Source organism: Rhodococcus rhodnii NBRC 100604, from assembly GCF_001894925.1.
Taxonomy (GTDB): domain Bacteria; phylum Actinomycetota; class Actinomycetes; order Mycobacteriales; family Mycobacteriaceae; genus Rhodococcus_F; species Rhodococcus_F rhodnii.
Genome location: NZ_BCXD01000017.1, coordinates 94,245 through 116,590 on the forward strand (window position 1 = coordinate 94,245; position 22,346 = coordinate 116,590).

The 22,346-nt window shown below is 70.7% G+C and carries 25 protein-coding genes; 13 read left to right on the forward strand and 12 right to left on the reverse strand.

The window, feature by feature from the left end; all coding sequences use genetic code 11:
- Window positions 1–59: 59 nt before the first annotated feature.
- Window positions 60–1,640: a Rieske 2Fe-2S domain-containing protein gene (locus tag RR1_RS13875; RefSeq protein ID WP_010838111.1), complete on the forward strand. Its 1,581-nt coding sequence runs from the start codon at window positions 60–62 to the stop codon at window positions 1,638–1,640.
- Window positions 1,641–1,687: 47 nt separating this feature from the next.
- Here RR1_RS13875 and RR1_RS13880 read toward each other — a convergent pair whose 3' ends face one another.
- The 4 genes from RR1_RS13880 to serS all read right to left on the reverse strand — a co-directional run bounded on the left by RR1_RS13880 (window position 1,688) and on the right by serS (window position 5,056).
- The gene (locus tag RR1_RS13880) at window positions 1,688–2,785 is read right to left on the reverse strand and encodes an MFS transporter (protein WP_040773018.1); all 1,098 of its coding nucleotides are present in this window, start codon (window positions 2,783–2,785) and stop codon (window positions 1,688–1,690) included.
- Between the two features lie 109 nt (window positions 2,786–2,894).
- Window positions 2,895–3,380 carry a bacterioferritin gene (gene bfr, locus RR1_RS13885; RefSeq protein ID WP_010838113.1) on the reverse strand — a complete coding sequence of 162 codons (486 nt, stop codon included), beginning with the start codon at window positions 3,378–3,380 and terminating at the stop codon, window positions 2,895–2,897.
- Window positions 3,381–3,462: 82 nt separating this feature from the next.
- Window positions 3,463–3,645, reverse strand: a complete 183-nt coding sequence (locus RR1_RS13890) for a (2Fe-2S)-binding protein (RefSeq protein ID WP_010838114.1) — start codon at window positions 3,643–3,645, stop codon at window positions 3,463–3,465.
- Between the two features lie 148 nt (window positions 3,646–3,793).
- Window positions 3,794–5,056 (reverse strand): serine--tRNA ligase, encoded by a 1,263-nt coding sequence (gene serS, locus RR1_RS13895; RefSeq protein ID WP_010838115.1) that lies wholly within the window; start codon window positions 5,054–5,056, stop codon window positions 3,794–3,796.
- Between the two features lie 170 nt (window positions 5,057–5,226).
- Between serS and RR1_RS22920 the strand changes: the two genes are divergently transcribed.
- Window positions 5,227–5,799 carry an LGFP repeat-containing protein gene (locus RR1_RS22920; protein ID WP_010838116.1) on the forward strand — a complete coding sequence of 191 codons (573 nt, stop codon included), beginning with the start codon at window positions 5,227–5,229 and terminating at the stop codon, window positions 5,797–5,799.
- Window positions 5,800–5,820: 21 nt separating this feature from the next.
- On the opposite strand, the gene RR1_RS13905 is transcribed toward RR1_RS22920, so the two are convergent.
- Entirely contained in the window at window positions 5,821–6,246 is a 426-nt protein-coding gene (locus RR1_RS13905) for an ankyrin repeat domain-containing protein (RefSeq protein WP_010838117.1), read from the reverse strand.
- Window positions 6,247–6,353: 107 nt separating this feature from the next.
- On the opposite strand from RR1_RS13905, the gene RR1_RS13910 reads away from it, so the two are divergent.
- The 5 genes from RR1_RS13910 (at window position 6,354) to RR1_RS13930 (ending at window position 10,299) form a co-directional block, all read left to right on the forward strand.
- Window positions 6,354–7,424: a septum formation family protein gene (locus RR1_RS13910; protein WP_238558985.1), complete on the forward strand. Its 1,071-nt coding sequence runs from the start codon at window positions 6,354–6,356 to the stop codon at window positions 7,422–7,424.
- Window positions 7,424–7,774 (forward strand): metallopeptidase family protein, encoded by a 351-nt coding sequence (locus RR1_RS13915; RefSeq protein WP_010838119.1) that lies wholly within the window; start codon window positions 7,424–7,426, stop codon window positions 7,772–7,774. Before RR1_RS13910 ends, RR1_RS13915 begins: the two co-directional genes overlap by 1 nt.
- Before the next feature lie 140 nt (window positions 7,775–7,914).
- Window positions 7,915–8,220: a PE family protein gene (locus RR1_RS13920; RefSeq protein ID WP_010838120.1), complete on the forward strand. Its 306-nt coding sequence runs from the start codon at window positions 7,915–7,917 to the stop codon at window positions 8,218–8,220.
- A 43-nt stretch (window positions 8,221–8,263) separates the two neighbouring features.
- Complete coding sequence (locus tag RR1_RS13925) at window positions 8,264–9,436, forward strand: PPE domain-containing protein (protein ID WP_072713640.1); 1,173 nt, start codon at window positions 8,264–8,266, stop codon at window positions 9,434–9,436.
- Entirely contained in the window at window positions 9,433–10,299 is an 867-nt protein-coding gene (locus RR1_RS13930; protein WP_010838456.1) for an ESX secretion-associated protein EspG, read from the forward strand. The genes RR1_RS13925 and RR1_RS13930 overlap by 4 nt, the downstream gene beginning before the upstream one ends.
- A gap of 45 nt (window positions 10,300–10,344) precedes the next feature.
- Here the strand turns inward: RR1_RS13930 and RR1_RS13935 are convergent, their stop codons facing one another.
- Genes RR1_RS13935 through RR1_RS13945 form a run of 3 tightly spaced genes read right to left on the reverse strand, consistent with a single transcriptional unit; the run spans window position 10,345 to window position 12,663 of the window.
- Window positions 10,345–11,016: a histidine phosphatase family protein gene (locus RR1_RS13935; protein WP_010838457.1), complete on the reverse strand. Its 672-nt coding sequence runs from the start codon at window positions 11,014–11,016 to the stop codon at window positions 10,345–10,347.
- On the reverse strand, window positions 11,013–11,933 hold the full coding sequence (gene pheA / locus RR1_RS13940) for a prephenate dehydratase (protein ID WP_010838458.1): 921 nt from the start codon (window positions 11,931–11,933) through the stop codon (window positions 11,013–11,015). The genes RR1_RS13935 and pheA overlap by 4 nt, the downstream gene beginning before the upstream one ends.
- 10 nt (window positions 11,934–11,943) lie before the next feature.
- Window positions 11,944–12,663: a hypothetical protein gene (locus RR1_RS13945; RefSeq protein ID WP_010838459.1), complete on the reverse strand. Its 720-nt coding sequence runs from the start codon at window positions 12,661–12,663 to the stop codon at window positions 11,944–11,946.
- A gap of 141 nt (window positions 12,664–12,804) precedes the next feature.
- On the opposite strand from RR1_RS13945, the gene RR1_RS13950 reads away from it, so the two are divergent.
- The 5 genes from RR1_RS13950 to RR1_RS13970 all read left to right on the forward strand — a co-directional run bounded on the left by RR1_RS13950 (window position 12,805) and on the right by RR1_RS13970 (window position 17,222).
- Window positions 12,805–13,623: a DUF2470 domain-containing protein gene (locus RR1_RS13950; RefSeq protein ID WP_010838460.1), complete on the forward strand. Its 819-nt coding sequence runs from the start codon at window positions 12,805–12,807 to the stop codon at window positions 13,621–13,623.
- Window positions 13,624–13,664: 41 nt separating this feature from the next.
- Window positions 13,665–14,318, forward strand: a complete 654-nt coding sequence (locus RR1_RS13955; RefSeq protein WP_010838461.1) for a hypothetical protein — start codon at window positions 13,665–13,667, stop codon at window positions 14,316–14,318.
- Window positions 14,319–14,362: 44 nt separating this feature from the next.
- Complete coding sequence (locus RR1_RS13960) at window positions 14,363–15,157, forward strand: CPBP family intramembrane glutamic endopeptidase (protein WP_051111179.1); 795 nt, start codon at window positions 14,363–14,365, stop codon at window positions 15,155–15,157.
- A gap of 90 nt (window positions 15,158–15,247) precedes the next feature.
- Window positions 15,248–16,555 (forward strand): LCP family protein, encoded by a 1,308-nt coding sequence (locus tag RR1_RS13965; RefSeq protein WP_083581020.1) that lies wholly within the window; start codon window positions 15,248–15,250, stop codon window positions 16,553–16,555.
- A 109-nt stretch (window positions 16,556–16,664) separates the two neighbouring features.
- On the forward strand, window positions 16,665–17,222 hold the full coding sequence (locus RR1_RS13970) for a ferritin (RefSeq protein WP_010836392.1): 558 nt from the start codon (window positions 16,665–16,667) through the stop codon (window positions 17,220–17,222).
- Window positions 17,223–17,247: 25 nt separating this feature from the next.
- Here the strand turns inward: RR1_RS13970 and RR1_RS13975 are convergent, their stop codons facing one another.
- The 4 genes from RR1_RS13975 to RR1_RS13990 form a co-directional block, all read right to left on the reverse strand.
- Window positions 17,248–18,171 (reverse strand): DUF5926 family protein, encoded by a 924-nt coding sequence (locus RR1_RS13975; protein WP_010836393.1) that lies wholly within the window; start codon window positions 18,169–18,171, stop codon window positions 17,248–17,250.
- Window positions 18,172–18,190: 19 nt separating this feature from the next.
- On the reverse strand, window positions 18,191–18,961 hold the full coding sequence (locus RR1_RS13980) for a glycerophosphodiester phosphodiesterase (protein ID WP_010836394.1): 771 nt from the start codon (window positions 18,959–18,961) through the stop codon (window positions 18,191–18,193).
- Window positions 18,958–19,905 (reverse strand): DUF4328 domain-containing protein, encoded by a 948-nt coding sequence (locus RR1_RS13985; RefSeq protein WP_071990676.1) that lies wholly within the window; start codon window positions 19,903–19,905, stop codon window positions 18,958–18,960. The genes RR1_RS13980 and RR1_RS13985 overlap by 4 nt, the downstream gene beginning before the upstream one ends.
- A gap of 476 nt (window positions 19,906–20,381) precedes the next feature.
- Window positions 20,382–21,248, reverse strand: coding sequence for a S49 family peptidase (locus RR1_RS13990; RefSeq protein WP_010836397.1), 867 nt, complete (start codon window positions 21,246–21,248; stop codon window positions 20,382–20,384).
- Between the two features lie 78 nt (window positions 21,249–21,326).
- On the opposite strand from RR1_RS13990, the gene RR1_RS13995 reads away from it, so the two are divergent.
- Window positions 21,327–22,262: an LLM class F420-dependent oxidoreductase gene (locus RR1_RS13995; RefSeq protein ID WP_010836398.1), complete on the forward strand. Its 936-nt coding sequence runs from the start codon at window positions 21,327–21,329 to the stop codon at window positions 22,260–22,262.
- The last annotated feature ends 84 nt before the right edge of the window (window positions 22,263–22,346 follow it).

Consider the following 22,346-nt stretch of genomic DNA (forward strand, 5'->3'; position numbering starts at 1 on the left):
CCTACCCTGGGACGGTCGCGACCTCGGCGGGCGCGGCGAAGCGATCAGGAGGCAGTCGAGTGCAGGTCACGAGCGTCGGACACGCCGGATTCCACATCCAGACGAAAGCAGGCTCGATCCTGTGCGACCCGTGGGTCAACCCCGCGTACTTCGCATCGTGGTTCCCCTTCCCCGACAACACCGGTCTCGACTGGGACGAACTCGGGAACTGCGACTACCTCTACGTCTCGCACCTGCACAAGGACCATTTCGATCCCGAGAACCTGAGCAAGCACGTCAGCAAGGACGCGACCGTCCTGCTCCCCGACTATCCGGTTCCGGATCTCGAACGTGAACTGCGGGCGCTCGGCTTCACCAAGTTCATCGCGACCGACGACTCCGTCAAGCACCGCATCGGCCCGGACGGGATCCGCAGCGCCGAGGGCGCCCTGGCACCGGACGAGCTCGACATCATGATCGTCGCGTTGCGGGCGCCTGCCGACGGCCCGATCGGCGACTCCGGCCTCGTCGTGTCCGACGGCGAGACGACGGTCTTCAACATGAACGACGCGCGCCCCGTCGAGATGGACGTCGTCACGGAGTCGTTCGGCCACATCGACATCCACCTGCTGCAGTACTCGGGTGCCATCTGGTATCCGATGGTCTACGACATCCCCGCCAAGACGAAGACGAACTTCGGCAAGCAGAAGCGGCAGCGTGGCATGGACCGCGCCCGCAGCTACATCGAGCAGGTCGGGGCGACATGGGTCGTGCCGTCGGCGGGCCCGCCGGTCTTCCTCGACGACGCACTGCGTGATCTCAACGACGATCACGGCGACGAGGGCAACATCTTCCCCGACCAGATCGTCTTCCTCGAGCAGATGCGCATCCACGGCAACACGGGCGGGCTGCTCATGATCCCCGGCTCGACCGTGGACCTGACCGGGACGCAACTCCTGTCGCTGACGCACCCGATCCCGGACGACGACGTCGAGAAGATCTTCTCCGACAAGGCCGCCTACATCGAGGCGATGGCGCAGCGGATGAAGCCGGTCATCGAGGCGGAGAAGGCGACGTGGGCGCCTGCCGAGGGCGAGCCGCTGCTCGATCCGATCCGCGCCAAGTTCGAGCCGATCATGAAGCAGTCGGACCTCATGTGCGACGGCATCGGCTACCCCGTTGGCCTCGTGCTCGGCGACGAGACCGTCGTCCTCGACTTCCCGGCACGCGCAGTCCGCGCGCCCGAGGAGGGCGAACGCAAGTTCCGGTACGGCTTCCGCATCGCCCCCGAACTCGTGCGGACGGTGCTGCGCGACGACGAACCGGACTGGGTCAACACGATCTTCCTGTCGACGCGGTTCGAGGCGTGGCGGATCGGCGGCTACAACGAGTACCTCTACACGTTCTTCAAGTGCCTCACCGACGAGCGCATCGCATACGCGGACGGCTGGTTCTCGGAGGCGCACGACGACAGCGCGTCGATCGAACTCGGCGGCTACGAGATGCAGCGCCGGTGCCCGCACCTCAAGGCCGACCTCTCCAAGTTCGGGGTGGTCGACGGAAACGAGCTGACGTGCAACCTCCACGGCTGGAAGTGGGACCTCGACAGCGGCCGGTGCAAGACGTCGAAGGGCCACGAACTGCGCACCCGCAAGCTCTAGGCGGCTCCGCCGCTCGTGCGTGATCTTCCGGTGCAGAGGCCGGAAGGTCACGCACGAGCCGCAGTCCTCACGAGCAGGGCCGTCGCGGCGAGCGGCACCGACAACGCGGCGAGAAGAATGGCCGTCGGCACGGCGTCCCCCGCGACCGCGAAGATCGCATAGATCGCGACGGCGCTCGTCTCCCCGCCGAATCCCGCCAACGACAGACCCGTGGCCCGGACGTCCGAGTCCAGCCGGTCCTGTAGTCGCGCCTCGGTGACGACGGTGACGTCGGCGAGGACGCCGTACCCCACCGCGATCGCGACGAAGCCGCCGTAGCCGCCCCACAACGCGCCCGCAGCGAGTACGACGGCGGCGCCGAGCACAGCCGTGGAGAGCGTCGTCGCGGACACGGCAGCGGTCCGCCCCGCGAGCGCGGCACCGACCGCCTGCCCGACGACGGTGATCGCGACGAGCAGCGGCACCTCGGTCGTCGACGCACCACCCTCGCGCGCGACGAGCGGGAAGAACTCGTCGTAGGCGAGGAAGCCGGTGAGCAGCGCGGTGACGACGACGAGCCGACGGGAGGCCCGGTCGCGCGCGACGCTCGCAACGCCCGAACGCAGCGTCGTGCCGAATCCGGCCTTCGTCCTCTCGCCGTCGCGGCGTCGGCGCGGCTCGCGCGGCAGTGCCGCCACGAGCAGGCCGTTGCCGATCGTGATCGCGACGGACACCCAGCCGACGGCGGCATATCCCCCGACGTCGTACAGCGGCGTCGCGAGCACCGTGCCGACGAGAGTGCATCCGTGGGCGCCCGCGTGCGCCCACCCCCAGATCCGGGGATAGTCGGCGGCCCGGCCGAGCCCGTCCAACGCCTCGTAGACGAGGGATTCGACGGTGCCGGACTGCAGGGACGACGCGAGTCCCCACACCACGAAGCCGACCGCGAAACCGGCGAACACGGGCCACGTCAGCCACACGGTGAACCCTGCGGTGTACAGCACCGCGGAGACGGCGAGCACGAGGCGCTTCGGCAGGATGTCCGCCAGTGCGCCCGACGGGATCTCGGCGGCGAACGAGACGACCGACCACAGCGCGAACAGGATCGCGATGCCCGTCGCGTCGACGCCGGAGTCCTCGAACAGCAGGGCGTAGACGCCGAACAGCGGGACGAGTTCGTGCGTCGAGAAGTACGCGACGGCGGGGAGCGCTACCCGCGCCGGGCCGGGGCTACGTGAGGATCAACATCGGGTCATGGGACCCAGTATGCGCCTCTCAGCCCACGGTGGGCGGTGTCGCGACCGACTTCGCCATGTAGAGCTGCTCACCCATGCGGTCGATGAGTTGGAGCTGCGTCTCGAGGTAGTCGATGTGATCCTCTTCGTCCTTGAGGATCGTCTCGAGCAGCTTCGCGGACGTGATGTCGCCCTTCTCGCGGCACATCCTGATGCCGGGGCGGAGCCGTTCGACCACTTCCATCTCGATGGCGAGGTCGCTGCGGAACTGCTCGGGCAGCGTCTGGCCGATGCGCAGCGGCAGCAGCTTCTGATAGTTCGGGAGCGCTTCGAGGAAGAGGATCCGGTCGGTGAGGATCTCGGCGTGCTGCATCTCCTCGATCGACTCGGCGCGGGTCTTCGCCGCGAGTTCGGTGAACCCCCAGTCGGCCTGCATCTTCGAGTGCAGGAAGTACTGGTTGATCGCGGTGAGTTCGCTCGTGAGCTGTTCGTTGAGCAGATCGATGACCTCGGTGTCGCCGCGCATGATTCCTCCGTTCGCCCCGGTATCGGTCGCGAACGTAACACCGCCGCACGACACGTGCAGCGGGAAACGGGATCGAGTTGTCTCAGGCGGCGCTGCGCCCGACGGCGGTCCTTTCGAGGAGGAGTTCCTGCAGGCGGTCCAGACAGGTACCGCACCCCCAGCCGGCTCCGCAGCGTTCGCCGATCGCGTCGGCGGTGTCCGCGCCCTGACAGATGTGCTCGTGCACCTCGGATTCGGTGACGGCTCTGCAGATGCACACGAACATGACTTGCGACGCTCCCTTACCGCGCTGTCTCGGTGACTCCGTCCGCTTCGAGCGTCGGACGCACCGTGGGGTTAGGTAAGGTTTACATCATTCGGCCGGAGACGCAAGGGTTGCCTAACCGAAATTCCCGGACAGCGGACCTGCCGGCTCAGCCGACGGGGGTGAGTACGTCCCGTCCGACGTACGGCCGCAGCGCCTCGGGGACCCGAACGGAACCGTCCGCCTGCTGGTGATTCTCGAGGATCGCGACGAGCCACCGCGTCGTGGCCAGCGTGCCGTTGAGAGTCGCCGCGGTCTGTGGCTTCCCGTTCTCGTCCCGGTACCGGATGCTCAGTCGTCGCGCCTGGAAGGTCGTGCAGTTCGACGTCGACGTCAGCTCACGGTAGGTCTGCTGGGTCGGCACCCACGCCTCGCAGTCGAACTTGCGCGCCGCCGACGACCCGAGGTCGCCGCTCGCGACGTCGATGACGCGATACGGAACGTCGATCGCCGCGAGCATGTCGCGCTCCCACGCGAGCAGCCGGCGATGCTCGTCGTCGGCGTCCTCGGGACGGCAGTAGACGAACATCTCGACCTTGTCGAACTGGTGGACGCGGATGATGCCGCGGGTGTCCTTGCCGTAGCTGCCGGCCTCGCGGCGGAAGCACGACGACCATCCGGCGTAGCGCTTCGGCCCGTCGCCGAACTCGATGATCTCGTCGGAGTGGTAGCCGGCGAGCGGCACCTCCGACGTGCCGACGAGATAGAGGTCGTCCTCTTCGAGGTGGTAGATCTCGTCCGAGTGCGACCCCAGGAAACCGGTGCCCGCCATGATCTCGGGCCGCACGAGCACGGGCGGGATCATCAGCGTGAAGCCGTTGTCCACGGCCGTGCGCGCCGCGAGCTGGAGCATTCCGAGCTGCAGCAGCGCGCCGTATCCGGTGAGGAAGTAGAACCGCGCCCCCGACACCTTCGCGCCGCGTTCCATGTCGATGATGCCGAGCGATTCGCCGAGCGCGAGGTGATCCTTCGGCTCGAAGTCGAAGGTGGGGACCTCTCCGACCGTCTCGAGCGTGACGAAGTCGTCCTCGCCGCCCGCGGGGGCGTCGTCCTGGACGATGTTGGAGATCGAGGTGTGCGCGGCGTCGAGGGCGGCCTGCGCGGTGCGCTGGCGCTCCTCGGCGGCCTTGACCTTCGCCGCGAGCTCCTTCGACCCCTCGAGCAGCGCGGGCCGGTCCTCGGGCGCGGCCTGGCCGACCTTCTTGCCGAACGCCTTCTGCTCCGCGCGCAGCGCGTCACCCTCGGCGACGGCGGCACGGCGTGCCGTGTCGGCGTCGAGGAGTGAATCGACCAGCGCCGGATCCTCGCCGCGTTTGCGCTGCGAGGTGCGGACGACGTCGGGGTGCTCGCGGACGTACCTGAGGTCGATCACGCGTCAAACCCTACCGCGCGGGATATGCGCCGTTTCGGGCACTCGGCGCCTGTGACCCGGGATACGGACTCCCACGAATCCCCGAATCCCATACATCTGTATTGCTACGGTCCGAGAGTCGAACCGTTCACCGCGTGCGCGAGCGTCGCGCAGCAAGGAGAGGGTGAGAAATGACCATCAATCGCCGAATCGCAGCCGCGCTCGCGTCGGGCTCCGCGGTGGCTCTGCTCGTCGCGGGCTGCACCGACGACTCCGGCAACGACACCGAGACGACGACCACGGCACCCGCCGAGGAGACGACTGCGGCCGAGGAGACCACGGCACCCGAGGAGACGACCGCCGAACAGCCCGACGCCACGCCAGGGGCGACCGACGGCACCGTTCCCGGCCCCGACGGGCCGATGGAGGTCGAGCCCGCGGTCGCCGAGAAGTACACCGAACTCGGCGGCGAGAACGGCACCCTCGGTGCCGCGACCGGCCCGCAGGAGACGGTCGGCGACGGAGTGGCCGTCCCGTTCGAAGGCGGCACGATCTACTCCTCCGAGGCCACCGGAGCTCACGTCGTCCAGGGCGAGATCCTGCGCGTCTACACCGAGCAGGGCGGACCGGAAGGACAGTTCGGCTTCCCCACCGAGGACGAGACCGAGATCCCGATGGGCTGGAGCAGCACGTTCACGGGCGGAACCATCACCTGGACCGACCAGGGCGGCGGCGAGTACGCCGAGACGCTCACGCCCAACTGACGCACACTCGCGGCGGGCGCGTCAGTCGTCCGCACCGCGCTCCTGCGGAGCGAACCGCTCGAGCAGGTCCTCGCGGCCGAACATCGTCGCGGTGTCCACCGCGGTCGGATGCCCGGCCAGCGGATCCGCGCCCGCCGCGAGCAGCGCGTCCACCACGTCGTCCTCGCCCTTGAACACGGCGCCCGCGAGCGGGGTCTGTCCCCGGTCGTTGGCGCGGTCGACGTCGGCCCCGCGCCGGGCGAGGACACGCACCACCTCGTCGTGGCCGTGATACGCGGCGAGCATCACCAGGGTGTCGCCCTTCTCGTTCGCGAGATCCGGCGGCACACCGGCGTCGACGTACTGCGCGAGCATCGCGGGGTCACCTGCGCGCGCGGCGTCGAACAGCCTGGTCGCGAGCTCGGAGATCGCGGCTTCGGTCTCGGCGGAGTTCGGCTCGTCGGTCATGGTGGCGACGCTACGCCGCCTGCTCGCGGACCCGCCGGAACGTTCGGCTGACGCGCGCGACCGCGAGTCGATGGTCGCGGCAGAGGCGAGAAGGCATGATGGAGCGGATGCCTCACGACGATCCCGACTCACCCGACCGGACGGGCCGCACCGGTCCGCGGGTGTCGGCGCGCACGACGCGACGCGGCCTCGTCGCCGTCGCCGTCGGTGCGGTCGTCGCAGCGATCGCGACGATCGCCATCGCCGGCGGGTTCGACGGCAACGACGCCATCCGCCCGCCCGGCGAACAGAACCGTGCGTCCTCGGCAGCGGACGACGAGTTCGCCGCGACCTCCGCCGGCGACTGCCTGACCTGGACGCCGTCGGCGGATCCCGAACAGGATCGGCAGGATGTCGCCGTCGTCGACTGCAGCGACGAGCACCTGTTCGAGGTCGTCGCCCCGGTCGATCTGTCGACCTATCCGAGCGCCGAGTTCGGTCCCGGGGCGCGCTTCCCCGGAGCGATCCGGCTCGCCGAGCTGCGCGACGAGCACTGCGTCGACGCCGCACGCACGTATCTCGACGGCAGGCTCGATCCGCAGGGCAGGTTCGGTGTCGGCCTGATGTTCCCGAGCGAGAACGGCTGGGCGGACGGCGAGCGGACCCTGCGCTGCGGCCTGCAGTACTCGGGCACGAGCGGTTCGCTGCTGCCGTTCACGGGCTCGGTCCGCGAGCTCGACCAGTCGAACGTCTTCCCGGCGGGCACGTGCATCGGGATCGAGGGCAACGTTCCCACCGATCCGGTCGACTGCGCGCAGCCCCACGCGTTCGAGGTGATCTCCGTCGTGGATCTCGGTGCCCAGTTCCCGGGCGCGATGCCGTCGGTCGAGGATCAGGACGAGTTCCTGACCGGGGTGTGTACGCAGGCGTCGAACGAGTATCTGGGCGACCCCGAAGCGCTGCGGAACAAGACACTGACGTTGTTCTGGGACAACCTCGACTTCGACAGCTGGCTCGCCGGTAGCCGCAGCATCAACTGCTCGATCGGCAAGGAGACCGACGCCGGCGGATTCGCGAGCATCACGGGCAGCGCGCGCGGCGACATACTCATCGACGGCGCGCCGCCCGTCGCGCCGCCCCCCATCGGAGAGGGCCGGGCCGAGCCCGTTCCGCTCCCCGGCGCGAACCCGATCAACTGATGAGCGTCTCGATGACCGACGAGCGGTTCGACGAGCTCGTCGGCGAAGCACTCGACATCATTCCCGAGGCGCTCGCGGCGGCGATCGACAACGTCGTCGTCCTGGTCGACGCCCGCAACGAGGAGGAACCGGGCCTGCTCGGGCTCTATCACGGTGTCGCCCTCACCGAACGCGACAGTCATTACGCCGGTTCGTTGCCCGATACCATTACGATCTACCGCGACGCCCTGCTCGACATGTGCGACAGCGAGGAGGACGTCGTCCACGAGGTCGCGGTCACTGTGATCCACGAGGTTGCGCACTACTTCGGGATCGAGGAAGATCGCCTCCACGAGCTCGGCTGGGGATGAACGTCGTCCGGCGCACGCGCCGGATTCCGGGGGGAACCGACGAGCGCACTACTGCGTCCAAGTGGATGTCGGTCGTTCGGGGAGTCGATGCGGGGGGAGCCGAGCACCCCTCCGCCTCGACATGAGGAGGGAGTTCGCTCATGCCGTTTCTGCAAGTGAGGCCCGAGGCGCTGCTGCTCGCGGCGACAGAACTGGATGCGCTCGCCGCGCGCCTCGACACCGCTGCCGCCACGGCGAACGCGGCGATCCGCCCGCTCCCGCCGGGATCCGAAGAGGTCTCGCTGCTCACGGCGCGCTACTTCCACACGACGGCGGGTTCGTTCACGCCCGCGGTCGCACGCGGCACGGCCGAGTTGCGCGCGACGGCCGCGACGCTGCGGCAACAGGCCGCGCAGTACGTCGCACAGGACGTCGCGACCGGCGCGAACCTCTCGGCCCAGATGTGACCGGACACCAGCTCACACCACTGCATTCACTGGGGGAACACACATGACGATGGGACTCACCGGCGTCATCTGGCTGCCGCGTGGCGCGACGGTCAACTCGACGACACTCAACGCCGGCGCCGGGCCCGTCCCGCTGTCCGCCGCGAGTGCCGCGTGGACGGGTCTCGCGACCGCGTTCGGCGACGCCAACCTGACGCTGCTGCGTGTCACGGCCGAACTGGGCGCCGGCTGGCAGGGCATCGCCGGCGCCGCCGCGATCGCGAAACTCACTCCGTTCACCGTGTGGACGGCGCACTGTGCCGAGATCGCCGCCGAGACCGCCCTCAAGGCCGGTGCCCAGGCGACCGCGAACACCGTCGCACGGGCGGTGATGCCGAGCCTCCCGGAGATCGCCGCGGTGAAGACCGCGAAGGCCGTCGCCTACTCGGTGAGCGGTGCGCTGGTCGGTGCCGGTGCCGTGGCCGAAGCGGCCGATCGCGCGATGGACATCCGCGCCGGCATGGTCATGGAGGCGTACGAGGCCGCGTCGAACATCCTCGCCGTGCAGCAGAACTTCCCCATGCCGCCGCGCGTCGTGACGTCCGTCGACGGCGAGGCCGACACCGAGGCCTTCGACGAGGCGAGCGACTGGGAACGCGATCCGGTGCGGGCTGCGGGCGCTGCGCTCGCGGCGATGGGCCAGAACCCCGCCGTCACGACGGCCGCGTCGCAGGCCGGTCAGATCGCGGGGACCACGGTCTCCACCGCGACGTCGGCGGCGACGAATCTCGGCTCGGCCGCCGCGAGCATGGCGCACGGGTCGTCGACCGCTGCGGCGAGCGCGGCTCCGATGCTCGGCGGCATGGGCGGGCTGTCGGGCGCGGCTGCGTCGGCGGCGACGACCTCGGCCGCGTCCGCACGCGGCAACACCACGGCGGGTGTCGCGGCCGGCGTCATCGGCGGCGCCGCGGCACCGACGGGCTGGGGCGGGCCGACCGCCGCACCGGGCGCTGCGCCCGCGGCTCCCGTGAGCGGCCCGATGGGCGCGGTCGGCGAGGCCGCCGCGGCACGAGGCGGTTCGTCGGGCGCGATGATGTCGCCTCGCGGCGCACACGCCTCCGGTGAGGACGACGACGAGCACGACACCCCCGAGTACCTGAAGAGCTTCGAGCACTTCTCCGACGGCCGCACCGTGATCCCGTCGGTCATCGGCGGCGCCCCGGACGACGTGTCGTGATCGATCTCGGGACGGGTGTCGCGGTCGGCGACGCCGTCGTCGGCGGCCCGGTTGCGGCGCCTGCCGCGGCGTCGGTTCTCGACCTCGGGACGGCACCGGCCGCGACCGACACGATCACGCTGTCGCTCGACGACGTGAACTTCCTCGTCGAGACGCTGTCGCTCGATCAGCTGCCCGTCGTCCTCGACATCGCGCCGACGTTCGACCAGGACGAACAGCAGCTGCTCGCCCATCGCGCGTCCGAGGAGTCGCTCACCGAGCGCGGCATCGTTCACGGCGGCCGGGTCCGTGACGACGTGCAGCGCGCCCTCGCGACGGTCGCACGCCCTCGCTGGGAGCTCGCGGTGCGCTGGTCGATCGAGGGCACGGTCTCACGGATGTGCGTGTCGTACGACGAGCACATGAGCATCGCGGCGACCCGCACGGCCGAGGCGCTGATCCTGCGCGACGTCACCGTCGACCCGATCGGCGCCGTCGTCGGCGCGCTCGGAGCTCCGCCGGCGATGACGTTCAACGGCATCAACACGCCCACCGCGGAACTCGTGGCGGCCCTGGACGAGTCGGCCGATCCCGCAGCGCTCGCGTCGCGGCTCACGGCGTCGGGAGCGAACTCCTCGGATGCGACGGAGGTCGGCCGTGCGATGTTCGGCTGTGTGTCGTTCGCCGAGATCGTCGGCATCACGTACGGCGACGGCAACTACGACCCCGTCGGCGGGCCCGTGACGGTGTTCGACACCGACGCCGGCAGGGTCGTCGGCACGTCGAGCGTGTCGGGTCACGGTGTGGACTGGTCGTCGCTCAGTCCCGGGACGAGCTCACGGCTACGTCAGGCGCTCGTGTCTCTGACCGAACGGCTCGGCTGACCCGCCCGCTGGTCCACCCAGGCCGCTGGTTCCACCCGAGCCGCTTCATCCCATCGGGTCGTCGGTGTCCGGTGTGTCGGTGACGTCGATCGGTGTCGCGGCAGCGCCCCAGGCGACGAGCCGCCACCCACCGCCCGGAATCGGGTCGAGTTCGACGGTGTGAGTGTTCGCGAGGTGGTGGGTGAGCGCGAAATCGCCTGGCACGCGGGCGAGTTGCGCGGCCACGAGGCGGATTGCCGCGCCGTGGCTCACGACGACGACGTTGCCCGTGAGCTCGGGGTCGTCGAGGAACTCCTCGCGCAAGTCCGCGACGACGGGAAGGAACCGATCGAGGACGTCTCCACCGGATTCGCCGCCGGGCATGCGCGCCTTCAGGTCGCCGGTGTGCCATTCGCTGTACGTCTTCGCGAACAGGTGGTGCGATTCCTCGTCGCTGCGGTCCTCGAGGTGACCGACCTGGGTCTCGTGCAGCCCGGGCCGCACCTGCAGCGACAGTCCGGCGAGGCGTTCCGCGGGATCTGCGGTCTGCCGTGCGCGCAGCGCTTCGGAGGACACGAGTGCGGCGGCGTCACGTTCCGCGGCGAGCGTCGTCGCGAACGCTTCGGCCTGTGCGATCCCCTCCGCGGTCAGCCGGGCACCGGGCAGGCGGGTGTCGAGTCGCCTGGCGACGTTGGCCTCGGTCTGCCCGTGCCGCACCAGAATCAGTCGTCCGCTCACAGGTCGGCTCCTTCTCTGATCCGCTCCAGCCAGTCGGCGGAGCTTCCGGGTTCGGGCGGCGCGTTGCCCGAACCCACTGTCGTGGGCCATGATCCGAGGAAGCGGACACGCGATGTGCGGTGCAGCGCGGCGAGCGCTTCGGCGACGAGCGGATCGTCCAGGTGGCCCACACAGTCGACGAAGAACCGGTAGAGCCCCATCTCGGTACGGGTGGGTCGCGACTCGATGCGCGTGAGATCGATTCCGCGGAGCGAGAATTCGGAGAGCACCGCAAAGAGCGAGCCCGGATAGTTGGCGGGTTCGAGGACGACGGAGGTGCGATCGCGGCCGGTGCGGGCGGGCGGCGGGCACGGCGCCGTGACGAGGACGAATCGGGTGCGCGCGCCCGCGACGTCGGCGACGCCGTCGGCGAGTGACAGCAGACCGAGCCGCTGCCCGGCGAGGGGCGTCGAGATCGCGGCGTCGGCGATTCCCTTCGCGACGTCCTCGGCGGCGCCGGCGTTGGAGGAGGCCCACTGCACTTGTGAGCGTGGAAGATTCGCGGCGAGCCACTCGCGCACCTGCCCGCCCGCGACGGGATACGCCGCGACGGTCTCGACCTGGGCGAGCTCGGTGACGCCCGGCCGCGCGAGGACAGCGAAGCTCACGTCGAGTTCGGTTTCGGCGACGATCTGCAGCCGGGTCCCCGAGGCGAGCGCGTCGAGCGTCGGGACGACCGCGCCTTCGACGGAGCTCTCGATGGGGACGACGGCGCCGTCGACGTCGCCGGACCGGACGGCCGCGAGCGCTGCCGTCGGGCTTGCGGCGGCGACCCGTTCGACGTCGCCGGGCATCTGCGGCAGTCCGTCGTCCTCGAGCCGCGCGAGCGCCATCTCGGTGAAGGTTCCCGACGGGCCGAAGTACGCGATACGTGACACGCCTACGACATTACGGCGCGAAACGCGGGGACGGCGTAGGAGTGGACCCGAGCCGCCGTTCGAGCGCACCCAGCCCGGTGGCGTCGGTCACGACGACGCCGAGCAGGACCTCGCGGACCGCCGTCGCGGCGGCGGGCGGCAGCGCGGCGAGTGCGGTCGGATCAGGGGACGCGACGGCGCGGCGCACGTCGTCGCCGGTGAGCGCGGCGACGGTGGCGGCGAGGATCTCGAGCACGCCGTCCGCGTGGCCGGTGCGCGCGACGAAGCCGGTGTCGCCGTGCGCGACGACCGACAGGAAGTCGGCGATCGCGTCCGGCCCGGCCGTGAGGTCGAGCCCCGGAATCACACCCGTGCGCTGGGCATGGTCCGCCCGGTCGGCCGGTGTGCGCGCGCCTCGGCCGAAGACGACGAGCGGCGCCGGCAGCGCGAGGGCGCAGGCGTCGTCGAACTCGTCGTCGTCGATGTCGACGTGGATGCGGTGAGCACCTTCCAGGGGCACCCCGGCCGGGTCGACGTCGAGGTCGACGACGACACGGACGGGCGCGGCGCGCATGGGCGCGGGCAGCCGGGAGGCGCGGACGAGCGGCGGCCCCTGGAGCGGGCATGCGACGTGTGCGTCGATCGGGGCGTGGACGAGGGCGTCGAACAGCGACGCCGGAGCGGTCGCGGGGCGCGGCATCCCGAGGCCGATGGAGATCGGCGAGCCCGGCGCCGAATCGGTGGACGGCATTCGTCCACGGTACGTCGGTCGTCGCCTGCGAACGACGGGCGTCTCCCCCTTGCGCGCCGTCTCCGCTCGAATTAGGTTAGGTTAACCTCACACCGAGTTGTAGCTCACATCCCGCACGCCACACACACGAAGGAGCCGGTCATGGCACCAGCCCGCAGCCTGGGAGCGACCACCGCCGAACGCGTCCGCAGCACGTGTGCGCGGGAGTCCGAGGCCGTGCTCGCGATCGACGGCAGCTCGCCGACCCCGGTGGCCCTGCATCACGTGTGCGCCGACGGCGAGATCGCCGTGACCGTCGATGCCGATTCCACCGCAGCGACGCTCGCGTGGCTCGCGGGAGCGTCCGGCATCCCGACCGTCCTCGAACTCGCGGATCACTCACCGCTCGACCTGCGCGAACGCGTCCGTTCGCTCGTCTGGGTCAGCGGCACGCTGCTTCCGGTGTGCGATCACCACGCCCGCGACATCGCGGACGGTGTGGCCGCCGACTACCCCAGCCCGGAGCTGCTCGACATCGGCCACGGGACCGTCCTGCTCGTGCTGCGTCCGCATTCGGTCGTGGTCGCCGACTCGGCGGGCGCCGAACCGGTGTCGCTCGACGACCTGCTCGCCGCCGAGGCCGACCCGTTCTGCGACGTCGAGTCGTCGTGGCTGCGACACCTCGACGAGGACCACCCCGAACTCGTCGCGATGCTGTCGCGCAAGCTGCCCCCGCACCTGCGCCGCGGGCGCGTCCGGCCGCTCGAGATCACGCGCCACGGCCTGTCGCTGCGCATCGAGCATCCCGGCGTCGAGCGCGCCGGCGGTGCGGCCGGTGACACCGACGCCCCGCGCCCCGCCGACAACGACGTCTTCCTGCCGTTCCAGGAGCCCGTGACGGATGCCCTCTCGATGAGCAGGGCCATCCGCACCCTCGTCGGATGCCCCTTCGTCAACGGACTCCGCGCCCGCACTCCCTGAAGCTCCCGCCCCGGGCCAGGCAGGGATCGTAGGGTCGCGCTGTGAACGCACCGCGAGGCCACCGCGAGGTTCTGCGAGCCACCGAGTTACTGCTCGACGCCGCGCACAGTCGCGACGAGCAGACGATCCTGCGGCTCACCGTGGGCCCGCTGCGACGAACGCTGCTCGACGGCAGCGACTCCGCCCTGGTGTCTCTGCTCGTCGACCGACGGAGCGGGATCGGTCACCCGATCCACCCGGTGGTCGACGGCGACACGGCCGTGGTCCTCTTCCGCTCGGGTGACGTGGCGATGGTCTCGGTACTCGTGCGCTCCGACGATCCTCGCCGCGAACCCTGGCTGGTCGCCGAGCTCGGCGCACGCTCCACCGGAGTCCCGGACGGTGTGGCCGCGGTCCGCCAGGCCCCGTTCCAGCCACTCGACCGCCGCATACTCGACGAGGACCTCCACGCCCTGGCCGAACGCATCCGCGCCGCGGATCCGCACCGTGAGCTGTTCGCGAGCATCGACTGGAACGACCGCAGCGCGGTCCTGTCTCGCAACACGCTCGGCGAGACGAGGACGGTCGGCGACGTGATCGACGAGTCGGCACGCATCCCGGAAGGTCGGCTCGACCTGGTCGCCCGGACCGACGAGACCTGGCTGTTCGTGTACCTGCGCGAGCTGAATCCGCTTCTGTGGCTGCTCACGACCTGATCGCGACGGCGCGGCCGCACCACCTCTAGCCTGATCACGTGCGCATTCGCGAGTGGGTCGGGCCGCCCCGCCAGAATCAGGTTCCGGTCGTCACCGACCCCCGCGAACGCAAGTCGCTGTGGTTCGAGATCACGATCGTTCTGCTCGTGACGTTCGGGACGAGTGCGCTGTCGAGCATGTTCTCGCTGGCCGATTCGCTGCTCGCGGGTGACCTGTCGGAGCAGACGGTCGCGCTCAACACCGCACGCGCGTCGAATTCGCTGCTCGATCTGCTGTCGCAGTTGCTCGGCGTCGCCCGGTTGCTGGCGTGGGGCGCGTTGGGTGCCTACCTGCTGTGGCGGAGTGGCATCGCGCTCCGGACGATGGGCCTCGCGCGGGCGGATCGCCGCGACGCGGGCCACGGGGTCGGGCTGGCGGCGCTCATCGGTCTACCGGGGCTCGGGCTCTATCTCGTCGCGCAGGCGATCGGTGCGAACCTCACGGTCGCGCCGAGCACGATCGACGATCACTGGTGGCGACTGCCGGCGCTCTGCCTGTGGGCGGTCGCGAACTCGGGCGCCGAGGAGATCCTCGTGGTGGCCTATCTCGTCACCCGCCTCCGCCAGCTCGGCTGGGGCGAGAACTCGTCGCTCGTGGCGTCGGCGCTCCTGCGCGGCGGCTATCACCTCTATCAGGGCTTCGGCGGCGGGCTCGGCAACGTCGTCATGGGCGTCGTGTTCACCCGCTACTGGCAGCGCACCGGCAGGTTGTGGCCGCTCGTCGTCGCGCACGCCCTCATCGACATCGTGGCGTTCGTGGGCTATGCGTTGCTGCGGGGACGCGTCGGCTGGATACCGTGACGCAGCGGGACGCGTCTCGCCTGCCAGTACAGTCGTAACGTGCCCGACGACCGCCAGCCTCCTCCGCCGCCACCGCGGCGAGGCCCCGGCATGCCCCCGCGGCGCCCCTCGGGCCCGGCCCCGCGGCCGCGCGATCGCGAGGCTCCTCCCGTCTTCCGTCGTGACGGCCGTCCGAACGACGTGCCGCGCGGCCGTCCGGCTCCGCCGCCCCGGCGGCCCGGGCCTCGCGAGGACCGCGGGCAGGCGTGGGGTCAGTCGCCCCCGCCGCGGTACGCGCCGCCACCTCGGCAGGGACCGCCTCCCGGCCGGGGAGCGCCGCCGCCGCGCCGCGACGTCCCGCCGCCCGGGTCGACGCGCGTCTACGAGCGTCCGCCTCGGCGCACACCGCCCCCACCACCGCCGCCTGCGCGCAGGGACCGCGGCGCGGACGGACGCGGCCCGCGTCGCCCTCGCCGGTTCGGCTGGGGGAAGCGGATCGGGCTCGCCGCGCTCGTCATGGTCCTCGCGCTCGCGGGCTTCACGGTGTATCTCGATCGGTCCATGACCCGGATCGACGCGCTCGCGCCGTACGAGGGCCGCATCGGCGACACACCGGGTACGAACTGGCTGCTCGTCGGGTCCGATTCGCGCACCGGAATGTCCCCCGAAGAGGAGCAGGCGCTCGCGACGGGCGGCGACACCGGACCGAGCCGCACCGACACGATCATGCTGATCCACGTCCCCCGTGGCAGCGGCCCGACGACGATGGTGAGCCTGCCGCGCGATTCGTATGTGCCGATCCCCGGGTACGGCCGCGAGAAGCTCAACGCGGCGTTCGCGTTCGGTGGCCCGCAACTGCTGACCGAGACGGTCGAGACCGTGACGGGCGTGCGCATCGATCACTACGCGGAGATCGGGTTCGGTGGTTTCGCGGGCATGGTCGACGCCGTCGGCGGTGTCGAGATGTGTCTGGATCAGCCGATCGCCGATCCGCTCGCGGGTATCGACCTGCAGGCGGGCTGCCAGACGCTCGACGGCGCGCAGGCGCTGGGCTTCGTCCGGACGCGGGCGACCGCGATGGCGGACGTCGACCGGATGCGCAATCAGCGTGCGTTCATGAGCGCGATGCTGTCGGAGGCGACGAGTCCGGCGACCTTCCTCAACCCGTTCCGGGCGCTTCCGCTCGCGTCGGGCGTGGCCGATTCGCTCACGGTCGACTCGGGTGATCATCTGTGGCATCTCGCGCGCCTCGCGTGGGCGCTGCGCGGTGACGTCGTCACGACGACGGTCCCCGTCGCCGGGTTCGAGAACACGAACGTCGGCAACGTCGTGATGTGGGATACGTCTCGTGCATCCGAGTTCTTCGACGCGATCGCGTCCGGACGTCCCGTCCCCGAGGGCCTGTTGACCGAGGGCTGAGGGGGTCTTCCAGCCGGCTCGGCAAGCCTCACCTCAGTTCGGTGAGGCTCCACAAACATAGGCTGACCTGGGATGACGCGCCCGTACGTGCGCCTATACCGTCGTCACCATGACCCGCGATCAGGACCAGCTGACCAAGTTCCACGCGCTCCTTCAGGAGCAGATCCGCAACGAGTTCGACGCCTCGCATCGCTACGTCGCGACGGCCGTCCACTTCGACGCCGCAGACCTCCCGCGACTCGCCGCGCTCTTCTACGCGCAGTCCGTCGAGGAGCGCAATCACGCGATGATGATCGTGCAGTACTTCCTCGACCGCGACATCCCCGTCGAGCTGTCGGGATCCGCGAGCATCTCGGAGGCGGCGCCGACGAGCTTCGAGAGCGCGCGCGACGCGATCGCCGCAGCTCTGCGTCAGGAAGAGCTCGTGACCGAGCAGATCGTCGCGCTCGCGAAGGCGGCACGCGACGAAGGCGAATTCGTCGGGGAGCAGTTCATGCAGTGGTTCCTCGAAGAACAGGTCGAGGAGGTGTCGACGATGAAGACGCTCCTCACCGTCGCCGATCGTGCGGGCGAGAACCTCTTCGCGCTCGAGGACTTCGTGGCGCGCGAGCTGTCGGCGAGCGAGCCGCGCCGCACGCCGCCCCGCGCTGCCGGCGGCGCGCTCTGACGCACACCGCCGGCTCCTGGCACTGCTAGCGCAGCGTCACCTGCCGGCCGCGGATGCCGTCGCGCGCGCGACGTTCGTCCGCGGTGAGCGGTGCGTCGCTCGCGAGGGCCTCGCCGATCCGCGCTCCCAGCGCGGCCGTCGCGTCGGCCCATTCGGCCGGGTGCTGCTCACGGTCGAGATCGAAGACGGGAACGACGAGTCCGTGCGTACGGAACGATCCCGCGAAGCGTGACCCCTCACCGAGGGTGAGGCCGCCCGCAGCGTGCAGCCGGGCGAGGGCGAGCATCAGCTCGTCCTCGTCCTCGGGTCGCACCCACCGCAGGTGCGCCTTCTCGCCGGCGTCGACCCACCACGCGGCGTCGACGCCCTCGGCGTCGATCCGTGCGGACGGCAGGATCGCGGCGTTCGCCTGCTCGATCGCGGCCGCGACGTCGGGTGCGGGGTCGGTGCCCTCGGGCAGCCACCACGCGAAGTCCTGGTGGACGGTGATGTCGAGCGGGCTCTCGGCGAGCAGTTCGGTGACGGCGGGCGTCTCGCCCGACACCGATGCGCCGGCGAGCGTGTCGCCGGGCTCTGCGGCGAGCACCCACTGCACGGACGCGGCGAGGTCCGCGCCGAGATCACCCGAGAACTGCTGCACCTGCATTCCCACGAACCCGGTCGCGTCGGCGTGCTCGCCGCCGTCGCGCACCAGCGCCGCGACGGCGCCGGGCAGGACGCTCGCGAGCGTGACGGCGCGATCGCCGGGTTCCCGGAGCGGGAGAGGTGCCGTCGCGGACGGCACGAACTCCCGGAGCGCGACGAGATCGCATTCGAACGCGAGTCCCTCGAACGGCCTTGTGGCGACAGCCGAGTCGAGCGCCTCGCGCTCCGCGCGCCGTGCGGCGAGCTTCTCCTGACGGGCGCCGCCGGGCTTCGGTCCGCTGTTTCTCTTGCTCTTCTTACCCACGAACGACGAAACTACACGGTCAACGGTGTTCGCCGGATCGGGCGAGCCAGCCCTTCGTCGGGCCCGGGAAGTTCGTCGCGACCCAGCCGACGCCCAGATCGCGGCAGAACTCGATGTCGTCGCGATCGTCGACCGTCCAGCAGTACGTCGCGCGCCCCGCCGCAGCGGCCTTGTCGACGAGGTCCGGGTGCTCGCGCAGCGTCGCGACCGACGGACCGATCGCGGTGGCACCGACGGCCGTCGCGGCGCCACCACCGAGGGCGATCGACGATTCCCCGAGCAGCACCGTGGGGAGCAGCGGCGCCGACCTGCGGACACGCCACACTGCCGCCGCCGAGAACGACATGACGACGGCGCGCGCGTGGTCGGCCGATCCGGGCGAGCCGATCCCGTATCGGTGCAGCGTCGCGAGCACCTTGTTCTCCACGAGACCGCCGTAGCGCACGGGATGCTTCGTCTCGATGAACAGCTTGACCGGCCTCGACGTCCAGTCGAGTGCGAGTTCGACGAGGCGGTCGAGGGTGAGCAGCACACTGGGCCACTCCGGCGTGCCGTAGTCGAGGCGGCGCAGGTCGTCGAGCGTCATCTCGCTGACGGCACCGGTTCCGTCGGACGTCCGGTCGACGGTGCGGTCGTGCACGCAGACGAGGTGACCGTCGCGGGTGAGCCGGACGTCGCACTCGAGTCCGTCGGCGCCCTCCGTGAGGGCGCGTTCATACGCGGCGAGGGTGTGCTCGGGCAGGGTCCCGGACGCGCCGCGATGGGCGACGACGAGCGGATCTCGCGTCATGCGGCCGCCACCTCGTCGGTGCGGTCCCGTGCTGCGTCGCTCGACACGACCCATCGCGCGAGGGTGCGGGGCCGTCCCGACGCGGTGCGGCCCTCGAACCGCCGGACGATCACGAGCACTCCCGTCGCGACGGTCGCGGCGACGAGAGCGACGACGCCCGACAGCGCGACCCCGTCGGCCATGGCCTGCAGCGAGTCCCGCGTCCGCCACGCGGTCGCCGCGACGACGAACACGACGTCGATCACCCACAGCGACCACACGGCGAGGATCGCCTTGCGCAGCCACGGGTCGCGGCGGACCACTTCGAGCAGATAGATCGCGGGCATCACGAGGTTGACGATCGGCAGCGCGCAACCGAGCACGATCTCACGCGTGCTGCGGGGGTCGTCCTCGTTCTCGTCGCCGTACACGCGGCGACGCATCCGCACGAGCCATGCGATGGCTGCGGCGGCGGCGCCGACTGCCACGAGGAGCGCTGCCACCTGCGAGACGGCCACCGCGGCGTCGGAGACGGCGAGGACGGTGGGGTCGATGAGCACACTGCGGTTGCGGACGAGGATCCCGTAGCGCACGAACTCCGCGATCGCGGCGACGACGTAGAGGACCGCCGCGCACGCGAGCAGAGCGGGAGTGCGGGCGGCGAGTTCGGCGACGCGGTCACGCTGCGTCCCCGGGGCGGGGGCGACGGGGTCCACGAGCCCCCACCGTGGGATCTCCCGGTAGCGGGGTGGCGACGACGAGCGCGCTTCGGCGTCGGCGGTGACACGGGCGCGCTTGCCGGGAGTGCGGGCGGTCCATCGGAAGCCGCGGCGTTCCGGCGGCACGTGACGGTGTTCGTCGACCGGCGTCAGCAGTACGCCGTGGCATCGAGGGCACCACTGCATGCCGGACGGCGGCACACGCCAGCGCGACCCGCATCGCGCGCACACCTGAATCGCGCTCACGGGCGCCACCTCGCGGTGGTGACCCGACGATCGGGTCGCGCCGCGACCGCGCGGCGTACCCGTCCACTCGTGCCCTTCACGTCGCCGATTCTGTCACGCGAACCCGACGACGGCACGAAGCGCAGCCGACTGCCGGAATTGTCCTATCGCCGGAGTTGTCCACAGATTCCACAGGGTTGTCCACAGCCCCGGTGGACCACGAAAAACCAGATTCACCAGTGACGACGGCCGATGGTCCACAGTTGTGGACCATCGGCCGTGCGAGATATCCACACCCACGCCCCCGACGACCGCCGGTGTTCGTGCGAGCGAGCGGGCCCGGGCCGGAATCACCCCTTACAGGACCGACCGGTCGATCCCGACCCCGGACCGGGCCGCGTCGCTCGTGCGGGTCCTCCCCCGAACCCGCACACCAACACTGACGCGGCGGATCCGCGAACGGTTCCACTCTTCGCAGAGTTTTTTCGGCCGGGCCGTCAACGCCCCAGACGCGCCCACCACGCACGGGTCTCCGCGGCTCCCGCCACCGCGGCGACCGCCGACTCGACGCTCGCTGCCGGGAACCCGAGCCGCGCGAGCAGCGGCCGCGCGGGCGTCGTCATGGTGATCTTCGCGTCGGGGTAGCGCTCGGCGAGCACTCCGCGCAGGGTGCCGATGCCGTCGACGAGGCCGAGCTCGAGCGCGCGGCGTCCCAGCCACACGTCGCCGTCGAACAGCCCTTCGTGATCGGCGGCGAGACGATCTCCGCGGCGCTCGATCACCCACCGCGTGAACTCGTCGTGCAGACGGCGCTGCAGATCGGACAGCCACTCGACGTCCTCGGCGCGCTCGCTCGCGAACGGATCGAGCCGTGTCTTCGCCGGCCCCGTCGTGTAGAGGCGGCGCTCGACGCCGAGCCGTTCCATGAGCCCCTCGAACCCGAAACCGCCCGACACGACCCCGATCGACCCGATCATCGACGTGGTGTTGGCGAAGATCTCGTCGGCCGCACAGGCGAGCCAGTAGCCGCCCGACGCCGCCGCGTCCTCGCAGAATGCGAGGACCGGAAGCTCGTGCTTCGCCGCGAGTTGCCGGATCCGCAGCCCGATCTGCTCGCTCTGCGTCGGCGATCCCCCCGGCGAATCGATCGACAGAGCCACGGCGCGAGCGCTTTTCGTCTCGAAGGCACGCACGAGCGCCGGCTCGACCCCCTCCGTCGAGACCGACTGACGGCCGAGCCCGGCACCACCGGACGCGATGACGCCGTGGAGCCGGAGGACGGGAACGACGCCCGCGTCGGTGGCGAGCGATGCGGGCAGTCGCCCGGAGAGCGATTCGGGGAGGGACACCGGAAACTTGGCCATGCCGCCAGCGTAGAGATCGCCGTGGCGCGGGCGCGGCGTCGCACCACGCACGGGCGGCCGATCGGGCACAGTGGACGCATGGACCTTCGTGTATTCACCGAACCCCAGCAGGGTGCCACCTACGACGACCTGCTCCGCGTGGCGCAGGCGACCGAGGATTTCGGATACGACGCCTTCTTCCGTTCGGATCACTATCTCGCGATGAACAGCGACGGCCTGCCCGGCCCGACGGATGCGTGGCTCACGCTCGCCGGCCTCGCGAGGGAGACGAAGCGCATCCGGCTCGGGACGCTCGTGACGTCGGCGACCTTCCGTTACCCGGGTCCGCTCGCGGTGTCGGTCGCGCAGGCGGACGCGATGAGCGGCGGCCGCATCGAGTTCGGGATCGGTGCGGGATGGTACGAGGAGGAGCACGAGGCCTACGCGATCCCGTTCCCGCCGCTGGGACAGCGCTTCGATCGGCTCGAGGACACCCTGGCGATCGTGACGGGGCTGTGGGGCACGCCGGCGGGCGAGACGTTCTCGTACGACGGCAAGGCCTTCGGCGTCAAGGATTCGCCGGCGCTCCCCAAGCCGGTGCAGCAGCCGGGACCGCCCGTGATCATCGGCGGTGCCGGCAAGAAGCGCACTCCCGCCCTCGCCGCGCGGTACGCCTCGGAGTTCAACGTTCCGTTCTCCGACGTCGAGACGACCCGGACGCTGTTCGACGCCGTGGGCTCCGCATGCGAGGCCGCGGGCCGGGACGCCGGTGACCTCGTCTACTCGAACGCGCTGGTGCTGTGCTGTGGCCGTACCGACGAGGAGATCGCCCGCCGCGCTGCAGCGATCGGGCGCGAGGTCGACGAACTGCGCGAGAACGGACTCGCGGGTACGCCGGCCGAGGTCGTCGAGAAGATCGGGACGTACGCGCAGGCCGGCACGAGCCGCATCTATCTGCAGACGCTCGATCTCGGCGATCTGGACCATCTCGAGCTCGTCGCGTCCGAGGTGGCCCCGCAGATCAGCGGACTCTGAGTCCCCGCACACCCCGAATCGAATCCCGACTGCACCCTCACTCCGACTCCGGTCGGAGGGAGGGCGTCTCGGGTGCAGAACGCA

What these genes read in the sequence shown, in the direction of transcription:
- RR1_RS13950 (WP_010838460.1), top strand. Translation starts at nt 12,805, where the DNA reads ATGGCACCAGCCCGCAGCCTGGGAGCGACCACCGCCGAACGCGTCCGC.
- RR1_RS13905 (WP_010838117.1), bottom strand. Translation starts at nt 6,246, where the DNA reads ATGACCGACGAGCCGAACTCCGCCGAGACCGAAGCCGCGATCTCCGAG.
- RR1_RS13925 (WP_072713640.1), top strand. Translation starts at nt 8,264, where the DNA reads ATGACGATGGGACTCACCGGCGTCATCTGGCTGCCGCGTGGCGCGACG.
- RR1_RS13945 (WP_010838459.1), bottom strand. Translation starts at nt 12,663, where the DNA reads ATGCCGTCCACCGATTCGGCGCCGGGCTCGCCGATCTCCATCGGCCTC.
- RR1_RS13995 (WP_010836398.1), top strand. Translation starts at nt 21,327, where the DNA reads ATGGACCTTCGTGTATTCACCGAACCCCAGCAGGGTGCCACCTACGAC.
- RR1_RS13920 (WP_010838120.1), top strand. Translation starts at nt 7,915, where the DNA reads ATGCCGTTTCTGCAAGTGAGGCCCGAGGCGCTGCTGCTCGCGGCGACA.
- RR1_RS13915 (WP_010838119.1), top strand. Translation starts at nt 7,424, where the DNA reads ATGAGCGTCTCGATGACCGACGAGCGGTTCGACGAGCTCGTCGGCGAA.
- RR1_RS22920 (WP_010838116.1), top strand. Translation starts at nt 5,227, where the DNA reads ATGACCATCAATCGCCGAATCGCAGCCGCGCTCGCGTCGGGCTCCGCG.
- RR1_RS13990 (WP_010836397.1), bottom strand. Translation starts at nt 21,248, where the DNA reads ATGGCCAAGTTTCCGGTGTCCCTCCCCGAATCGCTCTCCGGGCGACTG.
- bfr (WP_010838113.1), bottom strand. Translation starts at nt 3,380, where the DNA reads ATGCGCGGCGACACCGAGGTCATCGATCTGCTCAACGAACAGCTCACG.
- RR1_RS13980 (WP_010836394.1), bottom strand. Translation starts at nt 18,961, where the DNA reads ATGACGCGAGATCCGCTCGTCGTCGCCCATCGCGGCGCGTCCGGGACC.
- RR1_RS13970 (WP_010836392.1), top strand. Translation starts at nt 16,665, where the DNA reads ATGACCCGCGATCAGGACCAGCTGACCAAGTTCCACGCGCTCCTTCAG.
- RR1_RS13965 (WP_083581020.1), top strand. Translation starts at nt 15,248, where the DNA reads ATGCCCCCGCGGCGCCCCTCGGGCCCGGCCCCGCGGCCGCGCGATCGC.
- RR1_RS13890 (WP_010838114.1), bottom strand. Translation starts at nt 3,645, where the DNA reads ATGTTCGTGTGCATCTGCAGAGCCGTCACCGAATCCGAGGTGCACGAG.
- RR1_RS13910 (WP_238558985.1), top strand. Translation starts at nt 6,354, where the DNA reads ATGCCTCACGACGATCCCGACTCACCCGACCGGACGGGCCGCACCGGT.